Annotated in this window: 3 protein-coding genes; all 3 read left to right on the plus strand. The window is 75.0% G+C overall.

All coding sequences use genetic code 11. The annotated features are described in order from the left end of the window. Positions 1–106, plus strand: a 106-nt coding sequence (locus RIF68_RS34885; protein ID WP_309055547.1) for an SDR family oxidoreductase, incomplete at its 5' end; no start/stop codon positions are given. Between the two features lie 42 nt (positions 107–148). Then, positions 149–784 carry an NAD(P)H oxidoreductase gene (locus RIF68_RS34890; RefSeq protein WP_309055543.1) on the plus strand — a complete coding sequence of 212 codons (636 nt, stop codon included), beginning with the start codon at positions 149–151 and terminating at the stop codon, positions 782–784. Further along, positions 781–2,244, plus strand: a 1,464-nt coding sequence (locus RIF68_RS34895; protein WP_309055545.1) for an MFS transporter, incomplete at its 3' end; no start/stop codon positions are given. The genes RIF68_RS34890 and RIF68_RS34895, both read left to right, overlap by 4 nt.

Below are 2,244 nucleotides of genomic sequence, written 5' to 3' on the forward strand. Positions count from 1 at the left end.
GCCCGAGGACGTGGCCGACGTGGTCGGCTTCCTCGCCTCCGACGCGGCCCGCTGGGTGACCGGCCAGAACATCGACGCGAGCGGCGGCTCCGGCCTCGGCCTCTGACCCACGGCCCCTCCCCTCCCCTCCCCCTTCCAAGGAGTCGACATGACGACCACCCGTCACACCCTGCTCGTCCTCGCCCACCCCCGTTCCGACTCGCTCACCGCCCAGGTCGCGGCCCGGGTGCGCGCCCGGCTCGACGAGGCCGGTCACACCGTCGACGTACTCGACCTGTACGCCGAGGGGTTCGACCCGGCCCTCCGGCCGGCCGACGAGCCGGACTGGGAGGACCGGGAGAAGGTCTACTCCCCCGTCGTCCGGGACCACATGGACCGGATGCTGACGGCCGACGACATCGTGGTCGTCTTCCCGGTGTGGTGGTTCTCGGTCCCCGCCATCCTCAAGGGCTGGATCGACCGGGTGTGGAACTACGGCTTCGCGTACGGGCGCAGCCGGCCGCGCCTGGCGGGCAAGCGGCTGCTGTGGCTGGGCCTGATGGGTGGGACGGCGGAGCAGATCGGCAGCATGGGCATGGAGACGGTGCTCGACACGACGCTGCGGGTCGGGCTCTCGGCCTGGTGCGGCATCCCGGACGCCACGGTCCACGTCCTGTACGGCACCGAACTCTCCTCGGTCTCCCCCGGCCTGCGGCCGGCGCGGGTGGCGGAGGTGCTCGCGGAGGCCGAGCGCGCCCTGGCCGCGAAGCTGGCCGAGACACCGGGAGGGGTGCTCGCACGATGAGCACGACGACACCATCCGTCCCCGTGGACGTTCCGCCCCGGGCGGGGGCGCGCGAGTGGCTCGGCCTGGCGGTGCTTCTGCTGCCGGTCACGCTGATGACGGCCGACCTCGGCGTGCTGTGGCTCGCCACCCCGTACCTCTCGGCCGACCTGCGGCCCAGCGGCGCCCAGCTGCTCTGGATCACCGACGTCTACGGCTTCCTGACGGCGGCGACGCTGGTGGTCATGGGGACGCTGGGGGACCGCTACGGCCGGCGGCGGCTGCTGACGGCGGGCTCGGCCGGGTTCCTGCTCGCCTCGCTCCTGGCCGCGTACGCGCCGAACGCGGGGACGCTCATCGTCGCCCGCGCCCTGCTCGGGGTGGCCGGAGCGGCCGTCCTGCCGTCGACGCTCGCCCTGATCAGCCACATGTTCGCGGACGCCCGGCAGCGCGCGACGGCCGTCGCGATGTGGGTGACGGCCCTCTCGGTGGGCCTGGCGATCGGTCCGGTGATCGGCGGGGTGCTGCTGGCCTCCTGGTGGTGGGGCTCGGTCTTCCTGATGGGTCTGCCGGTGATGCTGGTGGCGCTGGTCGCGGTTCCCTCACTGGTGCCGGAGTACCGTGACCCGCGTCCGGGGCGGCTCGACCCGGCGAGCGTCGTCCTCTTCCTGCTCGCGGTGCTTCCGCTGGTGTACGGGGTGAAGTCGCTCGCGGCGCACGGCCCGACGGGGGAGGCGGCGGGCGCCTTCGTCCTCGGCGCGGCGTTCTCGGTCCTCTTCGTCCGGCGGCAGAACCGCCTGGAGGCCCCGCTGCTCGACCTGCGCCTCTTCCGGAGCAGGTCCTTCACGGGCGCGCTGCTTGCCCTGCTGCTCGGGATGGCGGCGCTCAACGGGGTGGAGTACCTGGTTCCGCAGTACCTTCAGGCGGTCGCCGGGCTGTCGCCCCTGGAGGCGGGGCTGTGGCTGCTGCCGGGGGCGGCGGGCCTGATCACCGGCTCGCAGGTGACGCCCTGGGCGGCGCGGCGCGTCCGGCCCGCGTACGTCCTCGCCGGCGGGCTACTGGTGTCGCTCGCCGGGTACGCGGCGCTCGCCCTGGCCTCCGGGGTGGCCGTGGCCGCCCTGGGGCTTGCGGTGATCATGTTCGGCGTGGCGCCGATCAGCGTCCTGGGCACGGCGCTCGCGGTCGGCGCGGCCCCGCCGGAGAAGGCGGGCGCGGCGGCGGCGACCGGCCAGACCGCCTACGACCTGGGGCTCGCCCTCGGGATCGCGGTGACGGGCAGCGCGGCGGTCGCCGTCTACCGGGACGCGGTTCCGGCGGACGCGTCGGCGGCGGCCCGCGAGAGCGTGGGCGCGGCGGCCTCGGTGGCGGGGGACGGGGAGCTGCCGGCGGCGGTCCGGGAGGCGTTCACGACGGCACTGCAGGCGGCGTCCGCGCTGAGCGCGGCCTTCGCCCTGGTCACGGCCGCCCTGGTCCTGGTCCTG

The sequence above is a fragment of the Streptomyces sp. genome, assembly GCF_031178505.1.
Taxonomy (GTDB): domain Bacteria; phylum Actinomycetota; class Actinomycetes; order Streptomycetales; family Streptomycetaceae; genus Streptomyces; species Streptomyces gulbargensis.